The organism is Actinokineospora auranticolor (assembly GCF_002934265.1).
Taxonomy (GTDB): Bacteria; Actinomycetota; Actinomycetes; order Mycobacteriales; family Pseudonocardiaceae; genus Actinokineospora; species Actinokineospora auranticolor.
On record NZ_PTIX01000021.1, the window covers coordinates 25635 to 51700 of the forward strand.

A 26066-nucleotide genomic window follows, 5' to 3' on the forward strand; every position below is an offset into this window, starting at 1 on the left:
GAGGCCGGTCACATTGGCCCACCCCGCCGCGCACCGCGCGGCCGGTGGAGCGGACCATAGCGGGGTGCGGGCAGTGCGAGGTACCCAGGTGATCATCGACGACATCGAAGAAGACTTCGGCGGTATTGACACCGCCGTGGCCGCGCACGTCGAGCGGGCCCTGGCGGACTACCTGGCGGGACGGCAGGCCGGGATGGCCGCCGTGGCGCCCTACTTCGGCTCGGCGGTCGAGTCGCTCTCGGCGTTCGTGCTCGGCGGCGGCAAGCGCATCCGCCCCACCTTCGCCTGGTGGGCGTGGCGGGGCGCGGGCGGCGCGGGCGACGGCGAGCAGGCCAGGGCCGTGCTGCGGGCGGTCAGCGCGCTGGAGCTGATCCAGGCCTGCGCGCTGGTGCACGACGACCTGATGGACGCCTCCGCGGTCCGCCGCGGCAAGCCGACCGTGCACGTCGAGTTCGCCGCCCGGCACCGCGAGCGCGGCTGGCTGGGCGCCCCCGAGCGGTTCGGCGCCGCCGCCGCGATCCTGCTCGGCGACCTGGCCCTGGCCTGGGCCGACGACATGTACGTCGGCGCGGGCCTGCCCGCGGACCGCCGGGACGCCGCGCTGCCGCCGTGGCAGGCGATGCGCGCGGAGATGCTGGCGGGCCAGTACCTCGACGTGCTCACCCAGGCCAAGGGCGACGAGTCGGCCGAGGCCGCGCTGAGCGTGGCCCGGATGAAGACCGCCGCCTACACCGTCGAGCGCCCGCTGCACATGGGGGCCGCGCTCGCGGGCGCCCCCGAGCAGGTCGTCGGCGCGCTGCGCGCGTTCGGCGCCGACATCGGCCTGGCCTTCCAGCTGCGCGACGACCTGCTCGGCATGTACGGCGACACCGACGTCACCGGCAAACCCGCGGGCGACGACCTGCGCGAGGGCAAGCGCACCCTGCTCATGTCGGTCGGCACGCGCCGCGCCGACGCGGCGGGCCGCGACACCGACGCCCGGGTGCTGCGCGCGGCGCTGGGCGACGAGGACCTGGACTCCGCGACCGTCGAGCGGGTCCGCGACCTGCTGGTCGACCTGGGCGCGGTCGCCGAGGTCGAGCACCGGATGGACGAGCTGACCGACACGGCGATGACCGCGCTGGCCTCGGTCGACCTGGCCGAGCCCGCGGGCGCGGTGCTGGCGGACCTGGCGATCACCGCGACCCGCCGGACCAGCTAGTGCGCGCGGTCCCGGGCCGCACCGACCGGGTGCTCGTGGTCGGCGCCGGGCTCGCCGGCTTGTCCGCGGCGCTGCACCTGGCGGGCGCGGGTCGCGAGGTCACCGTGCTGGAGACCGCGGACGGGCCGGGTGGGCGGGCCCGCCGGGAACGGCTCGGCGACTACACCGTCGACACCGGCGCGACCGTGCTGACCATGCCGGAACTGGTCGAGGAGGCCGTCGCCGCGGTCGGCGAGTCCCTCGACCTGGACCTGGTCCGCCTCGACCCCGCCTACCGGGCGCGCTTCGCCGACGGCAGCACCATCGCCGTGCACACCGACGCCGAGGCGATGGAGGCCGAGGTCCGGCGGGTGGCCGGGCCCGCCGAGGCGGCGGGCTACCGGCGGCTGCGGGCGTGGCTGACCGACCTGTACCGGGTGCAGCGCGACAAGTTCATCGGCGCCAACTTCGACTCCCCCACCGACCTGCTCGGCCCCGACCTGGCCCGGCTGGCGGCGCTGGGCGGCTTCGGCAGGCTCGGCCCGGCCGTGGCCAGGCACCTGTCCGACGAGCGGCTGCGCAGGCTGTTCTCCTTCCAGTCCCTCTACGCGGGCGTGCCGCCGAGCCGGGCGCTGGCCGCGTACGCGGTGATCGCCTACATGGACACCGTGGCGGGCGTGTACTTCCCGCGCGGCGGCGTGGGCGCGGTCGCCGAGGCCATGGCCGCTGCGGCGGCGCGGGCCGGTGTGCGATTCCGCTACGGCGTGGGCGCGGCGTGGCTGGAACGCGTAGGTACCAGGGTAAACGCCGTCCGCACCACAACGGGCGAACGCGTCACCTGCGACGCCGTAGTCCTCACCGCCGACCTACCGACCTCTTACGGACTCGTCGGCATCACCCCACGCCGACCACTACGACTCCGGTACTCCCCGTCCGCCGTAGTCCTGCACACCGGCACCACGCGCTCGTGGCCGGAACTGGACCACCACACGATCTCCTTCGGCGCGGCCTGGGAGCGCACCTTCGACGAGATCACCCGCCGCGGCACCCTGATGACCGACCCGTCGCTGCTGATCACCCGCCCCACCGCGACCGACCCGGGGATGGCGCCCGCGGGCAGGCAGCAGATCTCCGTGCTGGCGCCCTGCCCGAACCTGCGGACCGGCCCGGTCGACTGGCGGCGGATCGGTCCGCGCTACCGCGACGAACTGGTCCGGGTGCTGGAAACCCGCGGCCTGACCGGCTTCGACTCCGCCGTCGAGGTAGCGCGGCTGGTCACGCCCGCGGACTGGGCGGCGGCCGGGATGGCCGAGGGCACCCCGTTCTCGGTGGCGCACACGTTCGGCCAGACCGGACCGTTCCGACCCCGCAACCTGGTGCCCGGGGTGGAGAATGTCGTGCTGGCGGGATGCGGCACGACTCCGGGTGTCGGCGTCCCGCCGGTCGTCATCTCGGGCAGACTGGCGGCCCACCGGGTGGTGGGCCACCCGGCGTCGGCAGGCGCGGGGGCGATCCGCAAGCGAACTGTGCGGTTGATTTAGAGTTCGGGCCGGTCACGACCGCGATAATGCGACTCGGCGGGCCGGTGTCGGGACTGGGAGCGGCGAATGCGCGGGGCAGCACAGCGGGGGACGCGGGCACGGAGAGCGGCGCTGGCACTCGCGGCGTTGGCGGTGACGGCCTCCGCCTGCAGCACCAGCGTGGCGGGCACGGCGGTCCCGCTGGAGATCAAGCCGATCTCGGTCACCGCCGCGGCCGCCCAGGCGACCCGCGACCTGCGGGAGGCCGGGCTGCTGCGCTACCAGGGCTCGATGACCACCGCCAACGGCATCGCCGTGCAGTTCGACCTCGCCGCGGCGGGCAGCGGGGAGATCGCGGGCTCGCTGACCATGGGCGGCAAGCGGGCCGCGCTGGTCGTGGTGGAGAAGGGCATCTACCTCAAGGCCGCGGCCGACTTCTGGGCGTCGCTGTCCGGGGTCGCCAACGGGGAGAACAAGGGCACGGCGGTCGCCGACCGCTGGGTGAAGGCCCCCGGCGGGCTCATCGGCATGGACTTCTCGGACGTGTTCACCCCCGAGGCGCTGAGCCAGTACCTGGTGCTCAACAACGACCAGCGGCAGGACCGGCCGGTGGCCGAGGGCGACCGCGCGGACCTCGACGGCGGCCGGTTCATCAAGGTCCCCCTGGCCCGCGGTAGCGCCTACCTGTCCGAGGAGGCGCCCTACGGCATCGGGCACGTGGAGCTGTCGGAGGCCGGGCAGGCCGACCCGACGAAGGTCAAGCGGTTCGACGCGGCGATCAGCGACGCCACCGGCGACCTGGCGAAGTTCTACCAGGACGTGACCACCGTGGCCGGGCAGCTGACGGCCCCGGTCGACGTGCTGACCACGGTCCAGGAGACCGGCCACACCTTCGAGGGCTGCGGCGCGGAGGGCTGCTCGATCGTCGTGCAGTTCACCAACCCGGGCAAAGCGGCGGTGAAGGTGTCCATCCGCGGCAACTGGCTGGGCGACAACGCGCCGCTGGGCGCGTGCGAGTCGCAGGCCGGGCCGGTGGCGCCGGGGCAGCCGGGCAGCGCCAAGTGCACCATCACCTCCCCGGAGTGGGTGCAGTTCTACTCCAAGGCCAACGCCCAGCCCGGTAACCACCCGTACAGCGTCGAGTGGTCGACGCTGGTGCTGGCCGACGCGCCGGACCTGACCAAGCTCTCCGCGCTGGCCAAGGCCGCCCCGGCGGACGCCAAGCAGCAGCGGCCCGAGGGCTCGCACTACGTCTACGCGCTGGGCTTCGGCAAGGGCAAGGTGTTCAAGTACGGGGTGGTCGCGGGCAAGATGTGGGCCGACAACGCCGCCCAGCAGCTGCCGATCTGCCTGAGCGCGACCAACGCCGTGTGCCAGGTGGACCTGGTGACCGCCACCGACGACGCCGCGTCCGCGCAGGGCCTGCTCAAGCAGCTGGTCGACGCCTACCGCAGCAGCGACGGCAACTGCCCGCCGGGCCAGTGGACCGGCTGCCAGCGCTGACCGTGACCGCGCTCCCCGACCCGGGGTTGGCCGCCGCCTACGCGGAATGCAGGCGGATCAACGCCCACTACGGCCGCAGCTACTACCTGGCCACCCGCCTGCTGCCACCCGCGCGGCGACCGGCCGTGCACGCGCTCTACGGGTTCGCCCGGGTCGCCGACGAGCTGGTGGACGCGCCCGGCCCCGACCCGGCGGGCGACCTGCGGACCCTCGAGGGGGCGCTGGGCGCCGCCCTCGACGGCGCGCCGACGACCGACCCGGTGCTGCGCGCGCTCGCCGACACGGTGGCCCGCCACGGCATCGACCGGTCGCTGTTCACCGACTTCCTGGCGTCGATGCGGATGGACCTCACCGTCACCGAGTACGCCACCCACGACGACCTGGCCCGCTACACGCACGGCTCGGCCGGGGTGATCGGGCTGATGATGCTGCCGGTGCTGGGCACCGAGGACCCCGCGGCGGCGGGCCCGTACGCGGCGAAGCTGGGCGAGGCGTTCCAGCTGACGAACTTCCTGCGCGACGTCGGCGAGGACCTCGACCGAGGCCGCGTCTACCTGCCCGCCGACCACCTCGCCGCGTTCGGCGTGGACCGCGCGCGGTTGCTGCGGGCGCGGGTCGAGGGGCCGGACCGGGCGGTGCGGCGGGCGGTGGCGCACTTCGCCGCCGAGGCCCGCGCGCGCTACCGGGAGGCCACGCCGGGGATCGCGCTGCTGGACCCGGTGTCACGGCCGTGCGTGGCGACCGCGGCGCGGCTGTACGCGGCGATCCTCGACGAGATCGCGGCGGCCGACCACGACGTGTTCACCCGGCGCGCGGTGGTGCCGAACCGGCGTCGGCTGGCCATCGCCGCACCCGGGGCGGGGCGCTGGGCACTGGCCCGGCTGCGCGCGAAGTAAGGGCCTAACCCGAGCTGCGTTCGCGGTAGGCCCCGCCGCCGTCGACGGGCGACGGGGCGGGGTAGTCGTGGGTGCTAGAAGGCGAGGGCCTGGGCTCGGCGCTTGACCTCTCGGCCGCGGTCGCCGCGCAGGGCGTCGATGGGGCGGCCGGGCAGGGAGTCGTCGGCGGTGAACAGCCACTGGATCATCTCGTCCGGGCTGAACCCGGAGTCGTTGAGCACCGTGATGGTGCCCGCCAGGCCCTTGACGATGGCGCCGCTGTCGTCGAGGAACTCGGCGGGGACCAGCAGCACCCCCTTGCGGCGCACGGCGAGCAGTTGGTGGTCGCGCAGTGCCTGGTGCACGCGGGTGATGGGCTGGTTGAGGCGCTCCGCGACGTCCGGCAGGGGGAGCACCGGGACCTCGGGGTCGAGCACGTCGGCGGCGACGGGAAGGGAACTCACGGCTCACAACGATGCCACATCGGGGGCGCGTGAGCAGTTGTCCGTCCACAGGCGCCATTTCGGCGGTCGGTCACGGGAAACCACCGGTCATCCGAGGAATGGCCGGGCAGTTGGTCACAGATACCCGGGGGTGCCGACATCGTTACGCCGATCTCCGTACGATCCACCCTTGTGGAGGACAAAGGCCCGAGTCTGATCGGCGCGCTGCTGGAGCAGCGCTACCGGGTTGACGCGCCGCTGGCCCGCGGCGGGATGTCCGCGGTCTACCGCGGCCTCGACACCCGGCTGGACCGGCCGGTCGCGATCAAGGTCATGGACTCGCGGTTCGCCGACGACAAGACCTTCGTCGAGCGGTTCGAGCGCGAGGCCAGGTCGGCGGCCAAGATCCACCACCCGAACGTCGTGGCGGTGCACGACCAGGGGCTCGACGGCGAGCACGTCTACCTGGTGATGGAGCTGGTCAGCGGCGGCACGCTGCGCGACCTGCTCAACGAGCGCGGCACGTTGCCCACCCCGCTGGCCGTGGCGATCATGGAGCCGGTGCTGTCCGCGCTGTCCGCGGCGCACCGGGCCGGGCTGATCCACCGTGACGTGAAGCCGGAGAACGTGCTGATCGGCCCGGGCGGCATCGTCAAGGTCGCGGACTTCGGGCTGGTGCGGGCGGTGGCCAGCGCCGGGACGACGAAGAGCAGCGTGATCCTGGGGACGGTGTCGTACCTGTCCCCGGAGCAGGTGACGACCGGCGCGGCGACCTCGCGCGGTGACGTCTACTCGGCGGGCATCGTGCTCTACGAGACCCTGACGGGCATGCCGCCCTACTACGGCGACAGCGCCCTCTCCGTGGCCTACCGGCACGTGAACGACGACGTGCCGCCACCGAGCGCGTCCGTGCCCGGTATCCCCCCGATGCTCGACGAGCTGGTCGTGCGCGCCACCCGCCGCGACCCGGCGACCCGGCCCGAGGACGGCGCCGCGTTCCTGGTGGAGCTGCAACGGGTCCGCGCGGCGCTGTCGCTGCCCCGGATGCGCGTGCCGGTGCCCGCGCCGGTGTCGGTCGACGAGACCATGGCCGTGTCGGGCGCGTCGGTGGCCGCCGCGTCCCACGCGTCCCACGCGGGCAGCCTGGCGCCGAGTACGCCCGCGCCGAGCACCCCGGCGCCCGGTACCCCCGTGCCCGCCGCGCCGGGTACCCCCGCGCCCGGGACTCCGGCGCCGTGGGCCTCGGGCCCCGTGCCGGTCGCGGCCTCCGGGCCGGTCCAGGGGCCGGTACCCGCTTCCGGTGGGTCCATCCCGCCGTCGCCACCGCCGGGGACCGACCCGGAAGACCCCGAGACGACGGTCAAGGTGCCGCTGGCGGCGATGTCCGACGCGCTCGCGAAGGGGCCTGGCGACGAGGACGAGACCGTCCGCACGGACGCCACGATCCACACCGCGCCGCCCCGGCACCCGCACTCCGGGCCGACCGGGTTCCCGCAGCAGCAGCCGGTGCCGCACTCGGCGACCGTGGTGCGGCAGGTGCCCGGGTTCTCCGCGATGGGCCCGCAGGGCACGCGCGCGATGCTGCGGTCCGACCTGGAGAAGGTCATCGACTCGGCGACGGCCAACCCGGCACCGCGCACGGGCGCGCACCCGGTGCCGTACGCGACCGGCGGCGTGCCGGTCCAACCGAACACCGGCCCGCAGGCCGCGGCGCCGCGCCCGGCGAGCCCGACCCGGCGGCTGGTGGTCCTGGGCATCGTCGGGGTGCTGCTGCTGGGGCTGCTCGGCACGGGCGTCTGGTGGTTCTCCAGCGGCCGGTACACCGAGGTGCCCGCGCTGGCCGGGCAGGAGCAGGCGGTCGCGGCCGAGGCGGCGCGGTCGGCGAACCTGACCCCCCGGGTGACGAACCAGCGGGACAACAAGATCGAGGCCGGGGTGGTCATCAGCACCCAGCCCGCCGCCGGGACCGAGGCGCTGCGCGGCGACGAGGTCACGATCGTGGTGTCCGCCGGGAAGCCGGTGGTGCCCGACGTGCGGGCCGGGGTCGCCAAGGAGGACGCGGAGAAGGCGGTGCGCACCGAGCAGCTGCAACCCCGCTTCGACGACGGCAAGAACGTCTACGACGACACCGTGGCCAAGGGCAAGGTGGTCAAGCTCGACCCGCCCGCCGGTACCTCGCTCGACATCGCCTCGCCGGTGTTCGTGGTGCTGAGCAAGGGCCCGGCGCCCAAGCCGGTCCCGGACGTGAAGGGCCGCACCCGCGACGAGGCGTTCCAGGTGCTGAGCCAGGCCGGTTTCGAACCGTTCGACGGCCCCGCCGAGTTCTCCCCCGACGTCGAGGGCGGCCGGGTCATCCGCACCACGCCCGGGGCGAACACGCAGGTGGAGGCCGAGGGCAGCAAGCGCGTGTCGGTGGTCGTGTCCAGCGCGGTGACCGTGCCGGACCTGACCGGCCGCACGGTGCCGGAGGCGCAGGCGCTGCTGGGCCAGTCCGGGCTGGTCATGGACCTGGGCCCGTTCTCGAACCCGTCCGGCCGCGTGTTCAACCAGAGCCCGGGCGCCGGCTCCAAACTCCAGCGCGGCGACAAGGTCACGGCCTGGTTGTTCTAGCCCCCCAGAGATCGACGGCTATGTTGCTGGTCAGTTCGCTGAAGGTGCCGCCGGGGCTGCTGGTGCGCAGTAGCGCGCGGAGGTCGGCCTCGAAGTCGGCTCGGCGCTCGCCGAACAGGTGCGGTGTCGAGCTGGAGAGGGAGAAGACCAGCGCGACGGTCTCGTCGGCGGTCCGGGTGATGAGCCTGCCCGGGACCTCGACGCGCTCCGGGCCGGTGAAGCCCGCGGCGCGGTAGATCGGTTCCTCGTCGGAGGCCGTGCCCTGGGCGAGCTGTCCCCGGCCCGCGCGGCGCACCGGACCCAGGTAGGCGCGGACCAGGTCGGTGATGGCCGCGTGCGGTGGGCGCGGGTGCGGCAGGTCGTCGGTCTCGACGCCCTGGTGGGTGCTGGCGTGCACGTGGGCGCAGGTGCCGCCGGGGGCGAGCATGGCGCGGACCGCGGCGGCGACCAGGGGCCGGTCCATCCAGTGGAAGGACTGGGCGAGCGTGACCAGCCGGAAGGTGCCCAGGTCGGCCGGGAGTTCCTCGGCCCTGAGGTGCCGGTACCGGGTGTTGGGCGCGGCTCGCGCGGTGGCCGCGGCGACCATGTCCGGGTCGGCGTCGACACCGACGGCCTCCGCGAAGTCGCCCGCCAGCAGCCCGGTGAGCGTGCCGGGCCCGCAGCCGACGTCCAGCAGGCGCCCGGTGCCGTCCAGGCCGAGGGCGTCCGCCAAGGCGTCGCGCAGCGCGCGCGGGTACGGGAAGCGGCCCTTGAGGTAGTGGTCGGCGCTGCCGGTGTAGAGGGTCGGGTCCCACTGCCACGCGTTCACGCGTCCTCCCGTGAACGACAACGGCACCCTCTCCGCGCGGAGAGGGTGCCGTTGGTTGCCATGATCTTTACGAGCGGAGCATCTCCGCGACCAGGAAGGCCAGCTCCAGCGACTGCTGGGTGTTGAGCCGCGGGTCGCAGGCGGTCTCGTAGCGGCCCGCGAGGTCCGCGTCGGAGATCTCCTGGGCGCCGCCGAGGCACTCGGTGACGTCCTCGCCGGTCAGCTCGACGTGGATGCCGCCGGGGTGGGTGCCGAGCCTGCGGTGGACCTCGAAGAAGCCCTGCACCTCGTCCACGATCCGGTCGAAGTGGCGGGTCTTGTAGCCCGTCGACGACTCGTGGGTGTTGCCGTGCATGGGGTCGCACTGCCAGATGACCCGGTGGCCGGAGGCCTCGACCTTCTCCACGATCGCGGGCAGCACGTCGCGGACCTTGCCGTTGCCCATCCGGCTGATCAGCGTCAGCCTGCCCGGCTCGTTGCGCGGGTCGAGGCGCTCGACGTACTCGACCGCCATCTCGGGCGTGGTGGTCGGGCCGATCTTGAGGCCGATCGGGTTGGACAGCAGCTCGGCGAAGGCGATGTGCGCGCCGTCGAGCTGGCGGGTGCGCTCGCCGATCCACAGGAAGTGCGCGGACAGGTCGTACAGCTTGGGCTCGGCGGAGGTGGTGTCCATCCGCAGCAGGGAGCGCTCGTAGTCGAGCAGCAGGGCCTCGTGGCTGGCGAAGACCTCGACGCTGTGCAGCGAGCTGTCCTCGACGCCGCAGGCCTGCATGAACCGCAGGCCGCGGTCGATCTCGGTGGCCAGCGCCTCGTAGCGCTCACCGGCGGGCGAGGTGCGGACGAAGTCGCGGTTCCAGTCGTGGACCTTGGTGAGGTCGGCCATGCCCGCGCCGGTCAGGGCGCGCAGCAGGTTCATCGCCGCGCCCGCGTTGGCGTACGCGCGGATCATCCGCGACGGGTCGGGCACGCGCGCCTCGGGGGTGGCGACCAGGGAGTTGACGATGTCGCCCCGGTACACCGGCAGGCCGAGCGAGTCGGTCTTGGCCGAGCGCGGCTTGGCGTACTGGCCCGCGATCCGGCCGACCTTGACGACCGGCAGGCTGGCGCCGTAGGTGAGGACCACGGCCATCTGCAGCAGCGTGCGGATGTTGCCGCGGATGTGCGGTTCGGTGTTGTCGACGAAGGTCTCGGCGCAGTCACCGCCCTGCAGCAGGAACGCCTTGCCCTGGGCGACCTCGGCCAGCCGCTGCTGCAGCCGGTCGATCTCGGAGGGCACGGTGATCGGGGGCACGGCCTCCAGCAGCGCGCGCACCTGGCGGACCTGCTCGCCGTCGGGCCACTCGGGTTGCTGGGCGGCGGGCCGGGACAGGGCGTCGTCGAGTTTGGCGCGCAGTGCGGGTGGCAACGGGGGAAGTTCCGGGAGCGTGTCCACCGGCACGTCGACTGTCCAGTTCACACCACCAGACTAAGAGGTCGGGCAACCGGGTTGAGCCCCGGGACGGCCGTTGCGCACGGCGCTACCCGACTGGCGGATTTTGGTAGTCGGGATGCGCGTGGCCAATTGCAGACGGCAAGATGCGCCGGGTGATCACGGCACGAGACACCGGCGGCCTCGACCCCGACACGGCCCGGCGGCTGCTGGACACGGCTGTGGCCAACATCCAGCGCGAGTACCCGGTGCACTGGGTGCACCTCATCGACTCCGCGGAGCAGCTGGTGCCGCAGCGGTCGCGGCACCCGGTGTTCGCGGGGTCGTTCGACTGGCACTCCTGCGTGCACCAGACCTGGCTCGCGGTCCGCCTGCTGCGGCTGTTCCCCCAGCTCCGGGGCGCCGACCTGGCGTTGTCGACGCTGAACCGGCTGCTCACGCCCGAGGGCGCGGCGGTGGAGGCCGAGTTCTTCGCCACCCCCGAGGGCGAGTTCTGGGAGCGCCCCTACGGCTGGGCGTGGCTGCTGCTGCTCGACGCCGAGCTGCGCGCGTGGCCCGAGGGCACGGCGTGGGCCGAGGCGCTGCGGCCGCTGGTCAAGGCGGTGCGAGCGCGGTGGCTGACCTGGCTCGGCCTGGCCCGCTGGCCGGTCCGGGTGGGCACGCACACCAACTCGGCGTTCGCGCTGGCGCTGGGGCTGGACGCGGCCCGCGCGGTCGGCGACCACGACCTGGAGACCGCGTGCGCGGCGGCCACCCGCCGCTTCTACCTCGCCGACCGCGACTACGGCGGCTTCGAGCCCAGCGCGGCCGACTTCCTGTCGCCCGCGCTCGCCGAGGCCGACCTGCTGCGCCGGGTGCTGTCCGCCGACGAGTTCGCCGCCTGGCTGGACGCGTTCCTCCCGGACCTGACCGCGCCCCGCTGGCAGGTCCTGCGCGCCCCGGTCCCGGTCGACGACCCGGCCGACCCGCACGGCTCGCACCTGGCGGGCCTGGCCCTGTCCCGGACCTGGTGCTGGCGCGGCGTCGCCGAGTCCTTACCCGCCGACCACCGCTACGTCGCGCTGGCCCGCGAGGCCGAGGCCGCGCACCACGGCGCGGGCTGGCGGTACGTCTTCGGCTTCGGCTACGCGGCCGAGCACTGGCTGGGCACCTTCGCCGCCTACCTGGACGTGGGCGCGCTCACCGCGTGACGGTCATCCAGTCGAGCAGGTGGTCGATCGGGTTGCCGGTGCGGTGCCTGCCGATGGCGACGGGTGGCGCCAGGGCGCGGCACCAGGCTTCGAGGCGGTCCGGGTCCAGGGTGGACTCGTCGAGCAGCGCGGTGAGCCGCGCGGGGATGTCGTCGGCGCCCAGGACGTAGTCGATGGCGTCCCACTCGGGTTCGCCGAGGATGGCCTTGGGGTCGATGACCACCAGGCCGCGCGGGCCCGCGTCGAGGAGGTTGTCGCGGTGCAGGTCGCCGTGCAGCAGGACGTGGGCGCGCTGGGTGGCGGCGAGTTCGTCCATCAGCGCCCAGCCGCGGTCGAGGTGGGCGGCGGTGACGGGACCGGTGGGCGGGAAGCGCTCGGCCAGCTCGCGCGACCCGGTGGTCAGGTCGCGGCGGGCGTGGCGGGTCGGGTCGGGGACGGCGGAGTGCAGGTCGCGCAGCAGCGCGGCGAAGCGGTCCGGGGTGGGCCAGCCGACGCGGCCGTCGATGTGCTCCAGCAGCAGGGCGCCGTCCGCGCTCGCCAGCACCTCGGGCACGCGCCCGCTGGGCGCGAAGGCCCGCAGGACGTCCGCCTGCTCGGCGGCGAACTCGACCTCCGGCGACACCTTCAGCACCACCGGCACACCGCCCCGCACGGCCCGCAGCGTCACCGCCGAGTTGCCGTCGGGGAACACCTGTCCCAGCTCCAACCCCCACCGCGCGGCGAGCCGGTCCAGCAACGCGGGCAGCCCGACCAGCCAGGTCTGCACCCCATCCCCGAACCGCCGCCGCAACCGCTGCTCGAACCCGTCGCTCACCGCGGCGGCCTCCGGTCGGCCCACGGGTGCGCGCCCTCGTACTGCGCGGACAGCGACAGCAACAACCGCTCGCTGCCCGACGGCCCGACCAGTTGCGCTCCGACCGGCATGCCGTGGTCGTCTTGGCCGACCGGCAGGGTCGCCACCGGGTAGCCCAGCACGTTCCAGGTCGGGAAGTACGGGATCCGCGCGGTCACGCCCAACCAGGTGAACAGCACGCCGTGACCGTGGTACGCGCCCACCTCCGGCGGCGTCCGCGTCCACGTCGGCTGCAGCACCACGTCGTGGCGGGCGAAGAACCCGGCCATCCGCTCCTGAAGGTCGTCTTCCGCCGACAGCGCCCACCGCAGCACCCGGCGCGGTACGCGCGATCCCACGGCCGCGATGCGGCGGGTGCGGGCCTCCAGCCACCTCGGGTTGGGGAGGGCGGCCACGTCCTCGGCCACGCCCGCGAGGTAGCGGATCACGAACTGCGGCGTCGGCCGGATCCCCAGCGGCAGGGTCTCCTCGGTGACGCTGTGCCCCAACGACCGGAACCGGACGGCCGTCTGGGCCACGACCCGCCGCCAGGTCTGGTCCATCCGGGGGCGGCCGACCGGGGTGCGCCACACGAGGGCGATCCGCGCGGGCTCCGGCACGACGTCGACGGCCGCGCGGTACCCGCCGCGCTGCTCGGTGCCGGTGAGCACGTCCAGCAAGGCCGCCGCGTCCGCCACGCGGCGCCCCAGCGGGCCGATCACCGACAGGCCCTGCCAACCGCCTTCGCGCGGCGCTTGCGAGACCAGGTGCCGCGAGGTCTTCAGCCCGAACACGCCGGTCGCGGCGGCCGGGATCCGGATGGACCCGCCCCCGTCGGAACCGGTCGCCACGCCCACGATGCCCGCCGCGATGGCCGCGGCGGACCCGCCCGAGGAGCCACCCGCGGTGCGGCGGAGGTCCCAGGGGTTGCGTGTGGGGCCCGCGCCCGAACTCTCGGTGAACGGCCACAGGCAGCGTTCCGGTGTCCGGGTGTGCCCGACCAGCACGGCTCCCGCCGCGCGTAGACGGGCCACCGCGTCGCAATCCGCCGCAGCGGGCGGGAACTGCGGTCTGCCACCCATGGCGGTCACGTCACCCGCGACGTCGAGATCGTCCTTCACCGCGACGGGTACGCCCAACAACGGTGTGCGCTCTCCGGCGTCCAACCTGCGTTGTGCGTCCACGGCGGCTTGACGGGCTTCCTCGGTATAGAGGACACGGAAAGCGTTAACCGTGTCGGCGAGGTCTTCCGCGCGCCGTAGTACCGACTCCAGCAGTTCCGGCGCGGACACCCACCCGTCGCGAAGGGCGCGTGCCTGGGCGTCCGCACCGGCCCAGAGCAGTTCGTCCATAGCCCGCACCCTAGTCCGAACGGGTGGCTAGTTGAGGCTCGCGACACCCGCGTTGAGCAGCGACGCGAACAGGATCCACGCGAGGTAGGGCGCGAACAGCAGCGCCGCCGCCTTCCGGATCCGGTAGAGGCGGACCAGCGCGACGGCGACGGCGACGTCGAGCAGCAGGATGACCGCGAACGCGGGCCACAGCCAGCGCAGCGCGAAGAACGCGGGTGTCCAGGCGAGGTTGAGCAACAGCTGCGCGGCCCACAGCCACAGCCCCAACCGGTCGCGGCGCATCCAGAAGACCCAGCCCGCGATGCCGATCAGCAGGTACAGGACCGTCCACACGGGACCGAACAGCCAGTTCGGCGGGGTGAAGGCGGGCTTGTCCGCGGTGGCGTACCAGCCGCGCACGTTGTCGGCGGTCGCCAGCGCGCCCAGCGCGGCCACGGCGTAGCTCAGCAGGATGAACCCACCGAGCACGAGCCAGTCCTTCGAACGGGTGACCATGGCTCAAGTTCACCCCGCCCGGGCGGGTCCCACAACTCGAAGCTCAGCCTGCTGAGCGTTCCCGGGCGCGGCGCGCCGCGCCCGGGACGCGCGTCATCAGCCGAAGAAGACCTCGGCCTCGGCGTAGCGCTCCAGCGGCACGGTCTTGAGCTCGGCGGTGGCCTCGGACAGCTTGACCCGGACGATGTCCGTGCCGCGCAGCGCGACCATCACGCCGAAGTCGCCGTCGGCGACCGCGTCGACCGCGTGCAGGCCGAACCGGGTGGCCAGCACCCGGTCGTAGGCGGTCGGGGTGCCGCCGCGCTGGGTGTGGCCGAGCACGACCGCGCGGGACTCCTTGCCCGTCTTCGCCGCGATCTCCTCGGCCAGCCAGGTGCCGACGCCGCCCAGCCGGACGTGCCCGAAGGCGTCCTTCTCGCCGGTCAGCAGGACCTCGTTGCCGCCCTCGGGCAGCGCGCCCTCGGCCACCACGATGATCGGCGCGTACTGCCGCTCGAACCGCCGCTCGACCCACTCGATGACCTTGGCGACGCTGAACTCGCGCTCGGGCACCAGGATCACGTTCGCGCCGCCCGCGAGGCCGGAGTGCAGCGCGATCCAGCCCGCGTGCCTGCCCATGACCTCGACGACCAGCGCCCGGTGGTGCGACTCGGCGGTGGTGCGCAGCCGGTCGATCGACTCGGTCGCTATGTGCACCGCGGTGTCGAAGCCGAAGGTGTAGTCGGTGGCGCCGAGGTCGTTGTCGATGGTCTTGGGCACGCCGACCACGCCGACGCCGTCGTCGGTGAGCCGCTTCGCCACGCCGAGGGTGTCCTCGCCGCCGATCGCGACGAGCGCGTCGACGCCCTGCTCGGCCAGCACGGCCTTGATCCGGTCGACGCCGTCCTCGACCTTGTAGGGGTTGGTGCGCGACGAACCGAGGATGGTGCCGCCCCGGGTGAGGATGTCCTCGACGTCGTCGAGCCCGATCGGCCGGGACTCGCCTTCCAGCGGGCCCTTCCAGCCGTTGCGGAAACCGACGATCTCCCAGCCGTGTGCCTCGATCCCCTTGCGCACGACCGCCCGGATGACCGCGTTCAGCCCGGGGCAGTCGCCGCCACCGGTGAGTACGCCGACCCGCATCGCTACCGACCCTCCAACACATCGTGACCGTGATGGCCATCACTGGTACGGGTGTCAGCCTGCCGGCAACTGAATCGGTATAGCAAGGAGGGTTCCCACCCGGTGGTCAGCTCCCGTGGGGGTCGACCACCCGCCTGCGCCACTCCGCGTCGATGACCTTCCACCGGACGAGGTTGTGCCGGGCGTCGGCGAGCGCGTCGTGCGCGTCCTGCGGCGGGGGCGGCAGGGTCGGCTTGCCCACGTCCTCCCAGCGCTGGCGCAGCTCGCGGGTGAACCGGGGGATCTGCCGGGGCAGCGCGGGCATGGCGCCCCACAGCTGGCCGAGCACGACGTGGTCGTAGGCGCCGAACCAGGCCCACAGCTCGATCTTGTCCTTGGACCGGGGCGTGGTCAGGAACTCCAGCAGCCGCTTGCGCATCTCGCCGCGGTCGCACCAGGCCTTGTCGGCGGGCGACGGGAGCTTGTCGAGCACGTTGGCGCGCACCCAGGTGCCCGCCTTGTCCGGGTCGAACTCGGTGGAAACCGCGTAGAACTCGCGCCCGTCCTCGCCGACGACACCGATCGACACCAGGTCGATGGTCGTTCCGTCCTCGATGAACTCGGTGTCGTAGAAGTACCTCACCGGGCAAAGCCTAGGTCAGGGGCGGGGGTTGATCGCGAGTGGATACTGGCGGGATGCGCAAAGGGGCGGTTGGGGCGGTGCTCGTCGCCGCGATGGTCACGGCGGGGTGCGGTGGGGCCACTACGCCGTCCGCGGTGGTCTTCGGCAGGATCGACTTACCACCTGGTGTTGAAGCGGTAACTCTCACCGACTTCGGCAACTCCCTCTTGGTCGGTACGCGCAAAGACGAGCACCCGGGCCTCTACCGCCGCGATGGTGGCGGCGCGCTAACCGAGGTCCCGGTTAAGGGAACTACGCCATATGGCCTCTTGGCACGGTGGACGGCGATTGCCACCGATGGGAAGGCGATCGTCGCGGTAGGCGGTGAGCGTGGTGGCGCGCACGGCAACGTCCGCTGGTCGGTGTGGGATGGCGACGCGACCGGTCTTACCGAGCGCCGACAGGGGTTCAGCACCTTCGGTGGCTACGGCGCGGGCGACCTGGTCGGCACGGCGATCACCCCGTCCGGCCCGGTCGTGGTCGGCACCTGGGAGAGCAAGGACGCCGGGTTCGACGTGGCCACGTGGACGCCGGAACCGGGCGGTGAGGGCTACTGGGCGCGGGGTGAGTCGGAGACCGAGTTGCGCAGCTCGGCCACCGCGCTGACCTTCCCGCTCGCGGCGACGCGGCTCGGCGAGGGCCTGCTGGCCGTGGGGTGGCAGGCCGCGCAGGGTGATGAGCAGGCGGTCGTGTGGCGGTCGCGCACGGGTACGCGGGACTGGACCCGGACCGTACTCTCCTCCGGCACGGCGATGGCCGTGCACTGCGTGGGCGAGAGTTGTGCGGTGTCCGGGCGTAGTGGCGGGAAGCTCACCATCTGGCGGTTGGCGGCGGACGGGTGGCACCCGCTGCCGGGTGTGCCGGACGTGCCGGTGGGCGACCACGACGTCGTCGCGCCGCCGATCGAGGTCGACGGCGCGCTGGTGCAGGTCGTGTGGGACGGGGCCAAGGTGCGGGTCGCGCGGTTCGCGGACGGGCAGTGGGGCGTGCGGGACGTCGACGGGCCGAGCGGGCCGGTCAGCGCGGCCTCGCTCGTGGGCACCGAGGTCCAGGTGATCGCGGGGGGCGCCCTGTGGCGGGTGGACGCGGGGGCGCTGCGGTAGGTCAGCCCGCCTCGCGCTCCGGGAGGCGGTCGGCGGTGCGGGCGTCGGGCTGGGTGGGCAGCGAGACCGGTTGCGCCTTGGCCTTGGCCGCGTAGATGTCGACGTACTCCTGGTCGGACAGCTCCATCAGGGCGTACATGACCTCGTCGGTGATCGACCGCTCGACGAACCGGTCGCCCGCGAGGCCCTGGTAGCGGCTGAAGTCCAGCGGCTTGCCGATCTTGATCCGGATCGGGTACGGCCGCCACACCTTCGAGCCGATGGGGTTGGCCTTGTCGGTGCCGATCATGACCACGGGCACCACCGGCACCCGGGCCTCGAGGGCGATCCGCGCGACCCCGGTCTTGCCCCGGTAGAGGCGTCCGTCCGGCGAGCGGGTGCCCTCGGGGTAGATGCCGACCAGGTGGCCCTCGCGCAGCAGCCGGATCACGGTGTCCAGCGCGGCCTGCGCCGCCGAGCCGCCGGAGCGGTCGATCGGGATCTGGCCGACGCCCGCGAAGAACCACTTCTTGAACCGGCCCTTGAGCCCGGGCTGGGTGAAGTACTCCAGCTTCGCCGGGAAGGTGACCCGGCGCGGGACCACCAGCGGCAGGAAGAACGAGTCGGACACCGCCAGGTGGTTGCTGGCCAGCAGCGCACCGCCGTCGGCGGGCACGTTCTCCAGGCCCTCGACGCGGGGGCGGAAGAACAGGCGCAGCAGCGGGCCCAGCAGGACCCACTTCATCAGCCAGTACAGCACTCGACCAGAACTCCTCGTCTTCACCGGGCGACCCGGACGAGCCTACGAACCGGCGCCGCGACCGCACAATGGCCGCACTCGATCACCCGCCGGAAGTAACGCGGTGGCGGCCTGGCGAGATGCCGGATACACAGGCGGCGAGAATCGACGGCCGAACCCGGCACATCCACCCCTTGCGGGCGCGGACACACCGGGCCCGGTTCGTGCGACCATGGCGACACGGCCCGGCTCACGAGTGATCGGCTCGGGCCCACCGGTGATGATCTTAGGAGGGCGGGGTGCCCGCAGTCCCCGGCGCGGAGAGCTTCGCGCACGACGGCTCCACCGGGATCGGAGTCGTGCTCAGCCACGGCTTCACCGGCTCACCGATCAGCATGCGGGCGTGGGCCGAGCACCTGGTCGCCGCCGGGCACAGCGTGCGGCTGCCGCTGCTGCCCGGGCACGGCACCACCTGGCAGGAGATGAACCGCACGACCTGGCCGCAGTGGTACGGCGCGGTCGAGGCCGCGTTCACCGAGCTGCGCGGGTCCTGCCACACCGTGTTCGCGTGCGGGCTGTCCATGGGCGGCGCGCTCGTCCTGCGGCTGGCCGAGGAGCACGGGGACGACCTGGCGGGCGTCGTAGTGGTGAACCCGTCGGTGATGTCGCTGCGCAAGGACGTCAAGGTGGTCTCGGTGCTGGCCAGGCTGGTGCCCTCGGTCGCGGCGATCGGCAACGACATCGCCAAGCCGGGGGTGAGCGAGCAGGCGTACACCCGCACCCCGTTGCGCGCGCTGGCGAGTCTGGCCAAGCTGTGGAGGACGGTGCGCCGGGACCTGCCGAGGGTCACCCAACCGGCGCTGGTGCTGCACTCCGCGGTGGACCACGTCGTCGAGCCAGAGAACTCGGCGGTGGTCCTGCGCGGGATCTCCAGCACCGACGTCACCGAGGTCGTCCTCGAGAACAGCTACCACGTCGCCACCCTCGACCACGACGCCCAGGTCATCTTCGACCGGAGCGCCGAGTTCATCGGGCGGGTACGTGCCGAGCGGGCAGGTGATCTGGTGTGAAGAGCCGTCCCGGCGACGGTCCGGAGGACGTGGACGCCGCGTTCGCCCAGATAGTCGCCGACCTGGAGCGCGAGGGCGTCGGCCGCGACCTGCCGGACGACCTGGGCGAACCGGAGACGCCGCCCACCGGCACCCCGGCCCTGGCGGCCCCGACCGCGACCTGGCGCGCCCACGAGACCGAGATCGACTGGGCGGACGACAACGAGAACGAGCACTACGAGCCGCCGGAGCCCCCACCGCTGCCGAAGCTGCGGCCGATGACGATCGTGGCGCTGGTGGCCCTGGTCGCCGGTGTCGTGCTCCTGCTGCTGCCCGCCCTGATCGGCCTCGACGCCCGCATAGCGACCCCGGCGGGCCTGATCGCCCTGGCCGCGGGCATCGCCCTGCTCCTGCTGCGCACCCGCAAAACCCCGCCGACCGACCCGGACGACAACGGCGCCCAGGTCTAGGTATGCCTCCGGCCCCCGGATCAATTCTATCGGGGGGCACCGACAATTCGGCGAACCAGTCGATCATGCCTGTGGACAACCGCCCAAAACCGGTCTGGATCCACCTTCTCGGCCGGTTGTCCACAGGCATGATCGCGCTACCGACCGGTACCGTCGCCCCCTCCGACTAGCGTGGATATCGGGGGCCGGAGGCACATCAAGATCACCCGCGACCGCGGAACCCGCCCGGATCCCGCACCTCGCACCGAGAACACACCGGCCGCCACTCCGCAGGCAGGCCGCCTCCCGCTCGACGCCCGCCGACCCGGCACCCCGCGCAGACCCCGCGTCCCGCAGCGACAACCGGAACGCCGCCCGCACCACCGGCCCCGCCACCAACGTCCCCGGCTGCCGCCGCCGGTAGAACAACCGGACAAGTGCCGTGCGCACTTCACCCCCGGCGTGACCGGGTTGTCCACAGGCTTGATCATCTCCGCCGGAAACCGTCGGTGCCCGCCGGTAGCGTGGATACCCGGGGGCCGGAGGCACGCCTTGATCATCTCCAAGCCTTCGCGCGGGGACCCCGCCCGCGGCGAACTCCCACGCCGAACTCAGTCCGCGCCCGGCGTTCGCGAACGGATTCCCACCTCCGCCGATCCGCATCGCGCGGCAGCCCACGATCCCGCCAAGCGAATCCGCGTGCCCATCCAGCGGCCTGCCCGACAACCCACAGCCCGGGCACTCCCCGCTGAACGCCCCGCGGCCTCCGCAAGTCCCGCCAGGCCGACCCGCGCAATCCACCGCCGCACGGGCCCCACTCACCCCGCGGCCAGCGTCGCCGCCCCCACGATCCCCGCGTTCTGCGTGAGCCGCGCCGGGCGGACCCGCACGGCCGGGCGGTGCCCCGACCCCGTGATCACCGAGTGGAAGTGCGCCTGAGCGTCGTCCAGGAACAGCTCGGCCGAGTCGGACACCCCGCCACCGATGACGACGAGGTCCGGGTCGTAGACGTCGGCGGCCAGCGCCAGGCCCTCCCCCAACCACCGGGCCAACTCCGCCACCGCCAGCACCGCCACCGGGTCGCCGTCGCGTGCCGCCGAGGCCACGAGGCGACCGGTCAGGTCCCGCTCGGCCACCCCGGCCAGCACGGTGGACCGGTGCTCGGCCATCAGCCCGATCGCCGTGGCCACCAGCGCGGTCCCGCTGCAGTACCGCTCCCAGCACCCGGCCTTCCCGCACCCGCACCGCCGCCCGCCCGGCACGAGCCGCAGGTGCCCCAGTTCCGGCGCCACCCCGTGGGCCCCGCGGAACACCTCACCGTCCACGATGAGCGCCCCGCCGATCCCCGTCCCCAACGCGATCAGCAACCCCACCCGGGCCCCGCGCAGCTCCCCGAAGCGGTGTTCGGCGACCCCGGCGGCGTTGGCGTCGTGTTCCAGCACGACCGGCAGCCCTATCCGGTCGGCGATCCGGTCCGCCACCGGCGCCGCGCGCCACGGTAGGTGCGGCGCGAACAGCACGGTCCGACGGTCACTTCCCACGAACCCGGCCACCGCGAGCCCGACGGCGCTAACCGTGTGCCGTTGCCGCAATTCCTCTACCGAGGCGCAGACAGCCTCTTCCAGCTCCTCCTCGCCGGAGGGTGTCGACCCGTGCACGGTGTCGAGGACCGTTCCGTGGCGGTCGACTACCCCGGCCCGGACTCTCGTTCCCCCCACATCGACCCCAATGGTCGTCACCTCCGGCGGACCGGGATGCGCCGCACGCGCCCCGAAGGCGCGGGCTCCGGCCGGAAGCCAGGCATGTGCGGTTCGCCGGGGTGCCAGCGGTCGGCGAGTACCGCGCGCAGGAGCGCCACTACGTCGGCGAGACGGTCGATGCTCTTCGCGGCCAGCTCATTGGGCTCACCGCGCACTACGGCCACCAACGCGCACAACACGCAAGACTGGCAACCGGCGTCGTGTTCCGCGGCCACCCGGTCCAGCCACGGTCCGGCCCGCTCGGCGACGGCGGCCAGCAGCAACACCAGCTCGTCGGCCAGTCGGCTGCCCGGTTCCGCGCTGCTCACCGCCCACCTTCCCGATCGGGCTCCATGCGCAGGACCAGTCCCGCGCCGTCGGCCTCGGCGTCGGTCACGGTATAGCGGCGGAGCACCAGCGGCAGCGCGATCAAGCCCCGCACGCCATCGATCGTCACCGCCAGGTCGTCCCCGACCCGTGCCAGGTCCAGATCGCTGCTGTCCGGGACCGGGAGCGCGATTCTGAGCAGGTAGTCCTGACCGTCGGCGGTTACCGACAACAACGGCTCGTTCGACCCACGAACCGCAAGAGGGTCTTTCTCCCCATAGAGCTCGTCCGCCAACGCAAGCAACGCGTCGACACCAACCGGCTCTTGCGCGGAATGCTCTACCCGGTGCACGGTCAGCGGGGTGGATACGTCCAATTCGGACAACACACGGTCCTGTTCAGCCCTCCGGGTCCGCATCCACGACGCCGCCGGACCGTGCCAGCGACTGGCGCGCGGCACCAACCGGTTGGCCACCAGGGCCTCCACGTGCACACCGCGCAGGGCGAGCGCTGCGAGGGTGCGTCGCGTCTCGGCCACTACGACCCGTTCGGGGGTGAACACGAGCCGCACGGCCGCGTCGGTCAGCAGCGCGCGCAGCCGCTCCGCGTGGTCGGCGAGCCGCGCCACGGCGTCGGAGGCCGCGCGCAGGTCGGCGACCAGCCGGGCGCCGCGCATCCGGTCGAGGTAGCCGGAGACGGCCTCGGGCAGGGCCAGCAGCCGCAGGGTCTCGGCGGTCGGGCCGCAGTCGACGACCAGGGCCTCCCACGTGCCAGTCTCGGCCAGGCGGGCGATCTCGGTGAGCGCCAGCACCTCGTCGACGCCGGGCAGCACGGTCAGCTCCTCGGCGTCCAGCGCGTCGAGGCCGAGACCGGCGGCGAAGGACCGGGCGCTGTCGCGCAGGCCCGGCCAGGCGCGGTCGGCCAGGGCGCGGGCGTCGACGTGCGCGGCGTAGAGCGAGGTGTCCACTTCGGAAGGCTCGGCGCCGACCGGGACGCCGTAGACGTCGGCGAGGGAGTGCGCGGGGTCGGTGGAGACGACCAGCGCTTTGCGGCCCGCCGCGGCGACCCGGGCGGCCGTGGCCGCGGCGAGGGTGGTCTTGCCCACCCCGCCCTTGCCGGTGAACAGCAGGACGCGCACCCGGGCGGTCAGTCCCGCTCGACCCGGCGCTTGAGCTCCTTGAGCGCGGTGTCCATGATCATCTTCTCGGCCTTGCGGCGGAACAGGCCGATCATCGGCACGGCCAGCTCCACCGACAGCGTGTAGGTCACCTTCGTGCGCCGGTCGCTCTCCGGGGTGAGCTGGTAGCGGCCCTTCTGGGCGCGCTGCATCTGCCCCTTGACCAGCGTCCAGTCGACGGTGAGACCGTCGGCCGTCCAGGTGTAGGCCAGGGTGTAGGAGTCCTTGAACGGGCCGGACTCGATGGTGAAGGCGACCTGGTCGGCCCGGGCGTCGGCGCCCCGGGTCAGCACCTCGGCCTTGGTGAACGCTTTCGCCCACTCGGGGTACGCCGGGAAGTCCGCGATCACCGCCATGATCTCCTCGGCGGGCGCGTCGACGACGATGGACTGGGTGGACTCGTCGGCCATGCCGGGGAGGCTACCGGGTCGCTCTTACCACTGGAGCACGTAAGGTCGCCCGGTCCGCTGGAAGTGCCCCACGTTCGCGCACTCGGTAAGGCCCAACCGCAGCCGGGGTGCCAGCGGTTGGTGCACGTGTCCGAACATCGCCCACCGGGGCCGATGTGCGGTAATGGCGTCCACGAGCGCGTGCGAGCCGATCTCGGCGCGGCGAGCCAGCACGTCGTAGGTGAGTTCCGGCACTGCGGGCGGCACATGGCTGCACAACACGTCAACAGCGCCCAGTCCCACTACGGCCGCACCGAAGTCCTCGGCGGTGCGCAGGTACGGGGTGAAGACAGTGCCGCGTCGCGGTATGGCGCCGGGGGCCAGCAGCGCACCACCGACGAACCCGAACCGCAGACCACCGATCTCGGCCGTCTCGCCGTCGAGCACCCGCACACCGTCACCGACGAACTCGGGCCACAACGCGGGCTGGTCGACGTTGCCGGGCGTGGCGTAGGTGGGCGCGGTCATCGCCGCGAACAGCTCCTTGTACTGCGCGCGGATCGCCTCGCGCACCGTGTCGGCGGCGTCGTCGAGCCCCTGCCACAGCTCCCGCGCGAAGGCCGCGGCGGCGTCGTGCCTGCGCTCGCGGCGCAGCCGGGCGAACTCGCCGACCCGCCGCGGGCCGAAGATCCGACCCATGATGCCGCCCGCGTGGTCGTGGTAGTCCACGAAGTCGATCAGGTCACCGAGGACCAGCAGCGCGTCGGCGCCCTCCCCGGCCCGCGCCAGGGCCTCGGCGTTGCCGTGCACATCGGACACCACGTGGACCCGCACGACGACCACCCTACGCGGGCGCGGGCGCGACCCCCGGGGCTCGTCCACCCTCCAAGACGGCCTTGAGCCCGAGCGCGAGCTCCTTGGCCGCGAGCTGGCGGCGGACCCGCTCGCGGTCGAGCCTGCGCGGGGTGAGCGGGGTCGGGGTGTCGGCGCGCAGGAAGTAGTGCACGAGGGTGCCGTCGAGCACGGTCTCCAGCCAGACCTCCATGGTGCCGGTGAGCGCGCCGCGCACGGTCCAGCGCAGGCCCTCGGCGCCGCGGTCGGCGTAGACCGCCAGCACGAGGTCGGGCCAGTGGCGGCGCCACGCGGCCGGGTCGGCGAAGACGGCGGCCACGGTGGCGGGCGGCACGGCGATGAAGGTCTCGTCCACGACGTCGACTTGCGGCATTCCGGCAGCATGTCACGGTGGTCGGGCAGTGGCCTAGGAGACTCGGAGGGGTCGGGTGCGGGAGTTCAGCGTGCCGGTCAGCGCGCCGGTGACCGAGGTGGAGAACCTCACCGACATGGTGTGGGCCAACGCCCGGCTGTCCCCCGCCGCGGTGGCGTTCCGCAGACGGGTCGACGGGGTGTGGACCGCGGTCACCACACGCGACTTCGCCGCGCACGTGCGCGCGGTGGCGAAGGGTTTGGTGGCGAGCGGTCTCGAACCGGGCGACCGGGTCGCGCTGCTGTCGCGCACCCGCTACGAGTGGACGCTGCTGGACTTCGCCATCTGGGCGGCGGGGTGCGTGACGGTGCCGGTGTACGAGACGTCGTCGGCCGAGCAGGTGGCGTGGATCCTGTCCGACTCGGGCGCGCGGGGCGTCGTCGTGGAGACCGCCGCGCACCGGGCGGTGGTGGAGGGCGTGGTCGACCGGCTGGGTGCGGTCGAGCGGATCTGGCAGCTCGACGGGTCGGCGGTCGACGAGCTGTCGGCCCTGGGCGCGTCGGTCGACGACGACGCGCTGGCGGCCCGGCACCGCGCGGTGCGCGCGTCGGACGTGGCGTCGCTGGTCTACACGTCCGGGACCACGGGTCGGCCGAAGGGGGTCGTGCTGACGCACCGCAACCTGCTGGCCGAGGTGCGCGCGGACCACGTGGCGTTCCCGGAGCTGATGCGCGAGGGCAACGCGATGCTGGTGTTCCTGCCGCTGGCGCACGTGTTCGCCCGCGCGATCGCGCTGTGCTGCGTCTACACCCGCACCACGCTGGGTCACCTGCCGGACGTGCGGACGCTGACCGACGACCTGGCGGAGTTCCGGCCGACGTTCGTGGTGGCGGTGCCCCGGGTGTTCGAGAAGGTGTACGCGTCGGCCCGGCAGCGCGCGCACGCGTCGGGCCTGGGGCCGGTGTTCGACCTGGCCGAGTCGGTCGCGGTGCGGTCGAGCGAGTCGCCGGGGTCGCTGGTGCTGGCGGCGCAGCGGGCGGTGGCGGACCTGCTGGTCTACGGGCGGCTGCGAGCGGCCTTCGGCGGCCGGTGCGTGGCGGCGATCTCGGGGAGCGCGCCGCTGGGGGCGCGGCTGGCGCACTTCTTCCGAGGTGTGGGGATCCCGGTGTACGAGGGGTACGGGCTGACGGAGACGGCCGCGGCGGTGTGCGTGAACACGGCGGGGCACTTCCGCGTCGGCACGGTCGGGCGACCGGTGGCGGGGGTGGCGATCCGCGTGCTCGACGACGGGGAGGTCGCGCTGCGCGGGGACATGGTGTCGTCGGGGTACTGGAACAACCCGTCCGCCACCGAGGAGACCTTCCCCGACGGCTGGCTGCGCACCGGCGACCTCGGCGAGCTGGACGACGACGGCTACCTGCGGATCACGGGCCGCAAGAAGGAGATCATCGTGACCGCGGGCGGCAAGAACGTCGCCCCGGCGGTGCTGGAGGACGCGGTCCGCAGGCATCCGCTGGTCAGCCAGTGCATGGTCGTCGGCGACCGGCAGCCGTTCATCGCCGCCCTGGTCACCCTCGACGCCGACGCCCTGCCGGACTGGCTGGCTCGGCACGGCCTGGCGTCGGTCGACCCGGACGACCCGGACCTGCGCGCCGACCTCCAGTCGGCCGTCGACGAGGCCAACCTCCAGGTCTCCCGAGCCGAGGCGATCCGCGAGTTCGTCGTGCTGCCCCGCGACTTCACCGAGGAGTCGGGCGAACTGACCCCCAGCCTCAAACTCCGCCGCGACGCGATCCTCAAGTCCCACGCCACGGAGGTCGCCGCGATCTACCACCCCTGAGCTGTCCCGGTTGTGCAGTGGTCGTGCCCGCCCGTGCACCGGCCATGGGCG

Annotated in this window: 25 protein-coding genes; 10 read left to right on the plus strand and 15 right to left on the minus strand. The window is 73.3% G+C overall.

What is annotated here, in order from left to right; all coding sequences use genetic code 11:
- The first annotated feature begins 73 nt into the window (after positions 1 to 73).
- The 4 genes from CLV40_RS28555 (at position 74) to CLV40_RS28570 (ending at position 5099) form a co-directional block, all read left to right on the plus strand.
- Positions 74 to 1201 carry a polyprenyl synthetase family protein gene (locus CLV40_RS28555; protein ID WP_374066578.1) on the plus strand — a complete coding sequence of 376 codons (1128 nt, stop codon included), beginning with the start codon at positions 74 to 76 and terminating at the stop codon, positions 1199 to 1201.
- Complete coding sequence (crtI, locus tag CLV40_RS28560) at positions 1201 to 2721, plus strand: phytoene desaturase family protein (protein ID WP_104482100.1); 1521 nt, start codon at positions 1201 to 1203, stop codon at positions 2719 to 2721. Before CLV40_RS28555 ends, crtI begins: the two co-directional genes overlap by 1 nt.
- A 66-nt stretch (positions 2722 to 2787) precedes the next feature.
- Positions 2788 to 4203: a hypothetical protein gene (locus tag CLV40_RS28565; protein ID WP_146108273.1), complete on the plus strand. Its 1416-nt coding sequence runs from the start codon at positions 2788 to 2790 to the stop codon at positions 4201 to 4203.
- Positions 4191 to 5099, plus strand: coding sequence for a phytoene/squalene synthase family protein (locus CLV40_RS28570; RefSeq protein WP_374066580.1), 909 nt, complete (start codon positions 4191 to 4193; stop codon positions 5097 to 5099). Before CLV40_RS28565 ends, CLV40_RS28570 begins: the two co-directional genes overlap by 13 nt.
- Before the next feature lie 74 nt (positions 5100 to 5173).
- Here the strand turns inward: CLV40_RS28570 and CLV40_RS28575 are convergent, their stop codons facing one another.
- Positions 5174 to 5542, minus strand: coding sequence for an Rv2175c family DNA-binding protein (locus tag CLV40_RS28575; protein ID WP_181043787.1), 369 nt, complete (start codon positions 5540 to 5542; stop codon positions 5174 to 5176).
- Between the two features lie 171 nt (positions 5543 to 5713).
- On the opposite strand from CLV40_RS28575, the gene CLV40_RS28580 reads away from it, so the two are divergent.
- Positions 5714 to 8131 (plus strand): Stk1 family PASTA domain-containing Ser/Thr kinase, encoded by a 2418-nt coding sequence (locus CLV40_RS28580; RefSeq protein WP_104482103.1) that lies wholly within the window; start codon positions 5714 to 5716, stop codon positions 8129 to 8131.
- Here the strand turns inward: CLV40_RS28580 and CLV40_RS28585 are convergent.
- Both CLV40_RS28585 and CLV40_RS28590 read right to left on the minus strand, forming a co-directional pair.
- A complete protein-coding gene (locus CLV40_RS28585) occupies positions 8112 to 8939 on the minus strand; it encodes a class I SAM-dependent methyltransferase (protein WP_104482104.1) in 828 nt (275 codons plus the stop codon). The genes CLV40_RS28580 and CLV40_RS28585 overlap by 20 nt on opposite strands.
- Before the next feature lie 67 nt (positions 8940 to 9006).
- Positions 9007 to 10395: a class II 3-deoxy-7-phosphoheptulonate synthase gene (locus CLV40_RS28590; protein ID WP_104482105.1), complete on the minus strand. Its 1389-nt coding sequence runs from the start codon at positions 10393 to 10395 to the stop codon at positions 9007 to 9009.
- A 128-nt stretch (positions 10396 to 10523) separates the two neighbouring features.
- Here CLV40_RS28590 and CLV40_RS28595 point away from each other — a divergent pair, with 128 nt between their 5' ends.
- A complete protein-coding gene (locus CLV40_RS28595) occupies positions 10524 to 11558 on the plus strand; it encodes a DUF2891 domain-containing protein (protein WP_219824139.1) in 1035 nt (344 codons plus the stop codon).
- On the opposite strand, the gene CLV40_RS28600 is transcribed toward CLV40_RS28595, so the two are convergent.
- The 5 genes from CLV40_RS28600 to CLV40_RS28620 all read right to left on the minus strand — a co-directional run bounded on the left by CLV40_RS28600 (position 11548) and on the right by CLV40_RS28620 (position 15981).
- Entirely contained in the window at positions 11548 to 12372 is an 825-nt protein-coding gene (locus CLV40_RS28600; protein ID WP_181043788.1) for an aminoglycoside phosphotransferase family protein, read from the minus strand. The two genes, CLV40_RS28595 and CLV40_RS28600, sit on opposite strands and share 11 nt — an antisense overlap.
- On the minus strand, positions 12369 to 13742 hold the full coding sequence (locus CLV40_RS28605; protein WP_104482108.1) for an amidase family protein: 1374 nt from the start codon (positions 13740 to 13742) through the stop codon (positions 12369 to 12371). Before CLV40_RS28605 ends, CLV40_RS28600 begins: the two co-directional genes overlap by 4 nt.
- Positions 13743 to 13769: 27 nt before the next feature.
- Entirely contained in the window at positions 13770 to 14237 is a 468-nt protein-coding gene (locus CLV40_RS28610; RefSeq protein WP_104482109.1) for a TspO/MBR family protein, read from the minus strand.
- Positions 14238 to 14333: 96 nt separating this feature from the next.
- Entirely contained in the window at positions 14334 to 15359 is a 1026-nt protein-coding gene (locus CLV40_RS28615; protein ID WP_104482110.1) for a 6-phosphofructokinase, read from the minus strand.
- Positions 15360 to 15465: 106 nt separating this feature from the next.
- Positions 15466 to 15981: a polyadenylate-specific 3'-exoribonuclease AS gene (locus CLV40_RS28620; RefSeq protein WP_104482111.1), complete on the minus strand. Its 516-nt coding sequence runs from the start codon at positions 15979 to 15981 to the stop codon at positions 15466 to 15468.
- Between the two features lie 53 nt (positions 15982 to 16034).
- Between CLV40_RS28620 and CLV40_RS28625 the strand changes: the two genes are divergently transcribed.
- Entirely contained in the window at positions 16035 to 17123 is a 1089-nt protein-coding gene (locus CLV40_RS28625; protein ID WP_146108274.1) for a hypothetical protein, read from the plus strand.
- A gap of 1 nt (position 17124) precedes the next feature.
- Here CLV40_RS28625 and CLV40_RS28630 read toward each other — a convergent pair whose 3' ends face one another.
- Entirely contained in the window at positions 17125 to 17862 is a 738-nt protein-coding gene (locus CLV40_RS28630; RefSeq protein WP_104482113.1) for a lysophospholipid acyltransferase family protein, read from the minus strand.
- Between the two features lie 278 nt (positions 17863 to 18140).
- Here CLV40_RS28630 and CLV40_RS28635 point away from each other — a divergent pair, with 278 nt between their 5' ends.
- A complete protein-coding gene (locus CLV40_RS28635; protein WP_104482114.1) occupies positions 18141 to 18911 on the plus strand; it encodes an alpha/beta hydrolase in 771 nt (256 codons plus the stop codon).
- Entirely contained in the window at positions 18908 to 19360 is a 453-nt protein-coding gene (locus tag CLV40_RS28640) for a hypothetical protein (RefSeq protein WP_104482115.1), read from the plus strand. The genes CLV40_RS28635 and CLV40_RS28640 overlap by 4 nt, the downstream gene beginning before the upstream one ends.
- Before the next feature lie 797 nt (positions 19361 to 20157).
- Here CLV40_RS28640 and CLV40_RS28645 read toward each other — a convergent pair.
- From CLV40_RS28645 to CLV40_RS28670, 6 genes are read right to left on the minus strand one after another with little or no spacing between them, the layout of a single operon-like run.
- Positions 20158 to 21078: an ROK family protein gene (locus CLV40_RS28645; protein WP_104482116.1), complete on the minus strand. Its 921-nt coding sequence runs from the start codon at positions 21076 to 21078 to the stop codon at positions 20158 to 20160.
- The gene (locus CLV40_RS28650) at positions 21075 to 21407 is read right to left on the minus strand and encodes a hypothetical protein (protein ID WP_104482117.1); all 333 of its coding nucleotides are present in this window, start codon (positions 21405 to 21407) and stop codon (positions 21075 to 21077) included. Before CLV40_RS28650 ends, CLV40_RS28645 begins: the two co-directional genes overlap by 4 nt.
- A complete protein-coding gene (locus CLV40_RS28655; RefSeq protein WP_104482118.1) occupies positions 21404 to 22543 on the minus strand; it encodes an ArsA family ATPase in 1140 nt (379 codons plus the stop codon). Before CLV40_RS28655 ends, CLV40_RS28650 begins: the two co-directional genes overlap by 4 nt.
- Before the next feature lie 8 nt (positions 22544 to 22551).
- On the minus strand, positions 22552 to 22992 hold the full coding sequence (locus tag CLV40_RS28660) for an SRPBCC family protein (RefSeq protein WP_104482119.1): 441 nt from the start codon (positions 22990 to 22992) through the stop codon (positions 22552 to 22554).
- A gap of 24 nt (positions 22993 to 23016) precedes the next feature.
- Positions 23017 to 23805 (minus strand): metallophosphoesterase family protein, encoded by a 789-nt coding sequence (locus CLV40_RS28665; protein ID WP_104482180.1) that lies wholly within the window; start codon positions 23803 to 23805, stop codon positions 23017 to 23019.
- A 10-nt stretch (positions 23806 to 23815) separates the two neighbouring features.
- On the minus strand, positions 23816 to 24196 hold the full coding sequence (locus tag CLV40_RS28670) for an SRPBCC family protein (protein ID WP_104482120.1): 381 nt from the start codon (positions 24194 to 24196) through the stop codon (positions 23816 to 23818).
- 55 nt (positions 24197 to 24251) lie between these two features.
- Between CLV40_RS28670 and CLV40_RS28675 the strand changes: the two genes are divergently transcribed.
- Positions 24252 to 26015 (plus strand): AMP-dependent synthetase/ligase, encoded by a 1764-nt coding sequence (locus CLV40_RS28675; protein ID WP_104482121.1) that lies wholly within the window; start codon positions 24252 to 24254, stop codon positions 26013 to 26015.
- Positions 26016 to 26066: the final 51 nt, after the last annotated feature.